Below are 1,239 nucleotides of genomic sequence, written 5' to 3'. Positions count from 1 at the left end.
ATCCGTCACCTCCGCCAGGCCCACGACTATTAACGTGGTTCCCATCGACTACGCCTTTCGGCCTCGCCTTAGGGGCCGGCTCACCCTGCGTGGATTAACCTTGCGCAGGAACCCTTGGACTTTCGGCGACAGTGTTTCTCACACTGTTTGTCGCTACTCATGTCAGCATTCTCACTTCCGATACCTCCAGGCGGCCTCACGGACACCCTTCGCAGGCTTACGGAACGCTCCGCTACCACGTGATCAAAGATCACATCCGCAGCTTCGGTACACGGCTTGAGCCCCGATACATTTTCGGCGCAGGCCGGCTTAACTAGACCAGTGAGCTATTACGCTTTCTTTAAAGGATGGCTGCTTCTAAGCCAACCTCCTGGTTGTCATGGCCTTCCCACATCCTTTCCCACTTAGCCGTGATTTGGGGACCTTAGCTGGCGGTCTGGGCTGTTTCCCTCTCGACGATGGACCTTAGCACCCACCGTCTGTCTGCCGGACTGCACTCTGCGGTATTCGGAGTTTGGTTAGGTTTGGTAAGGCTCGCGCCCCCCTAGCCCATCCAGTGCTCTACCCCCGCAGGTGATATCCGACGCGCTACCTAAATAGCTTTCGCGGAGAACCAGCTATTTCCTGATTTGATTGGCCTTTCACCCCTAGCCACAGGTCATCTCCGACTTTTTCAACAGGCGTGAGTTCGGTCCTCCAGTGCGTGTTACCGCACCTTCAACCTGCCCATGGCTAGATCATCAGGTTTCGGGTCTAAAGCATGCAACTCGGTCGCCCTATTCAGACTCGCTTTCGCTGCGCCTCCACCTACCGGCTTAAGCTCGCTGCATACTCTAAGTCGCTGACCCATTATACAAAAGGTACGCCGTCACCCCATGAAGAGGCTCCGACTGCTTGTAGGCATCCGGTTTCAGGAACTGTTTCACTCCCCTTGTCGGGGTGCTTTTCACCTTTCCCTCACGGTACTGGTGCACTATCGGTCACTGAGGAGTACTTAGGCTTGGAGGGTGGTCCCCCCATGTTCAGACAGGGTTTCACGTGCCCCGCCCTACTCGAGCATTCGATCCGGTTTATCCATACGGGACTATCACCCACTGTGGTCCGACTTTCCAGACGGTTCCGGTTATGTAGATCGAATGACTGGCCTGGTCCGCGTTCGCTCGCCACTACTAGCGGAGTCTCGGTTGATGTCCTTTCCTCCGGCTACTTAGATGTTTCAGTTCGCCGGGTTCGCTTCCC

At 55.9% G+C, this 1,239-nt stretch carries 1 rRNA gene; it reads right to left on the bottom strand.

From position 1 onward, the window contains the following. Positions 1–1,239 (bottom strand): 23S ribosomal RNA (locus TSH20_RS34490); the annotation flags it as partial.

Source organism: Azospirillum sp. TSH20 (assembly GCF_003115935.1).
GTDB lineage: Bacteria > Pseudomonadota > Alphaproteobacteria > Azospirillales > Azospirillaceae > Azospirillum.
Note: the sequence above shows the minus strand (reverse complement) of the source record. Positions and strands in the feature narration are given on the sequence as shown.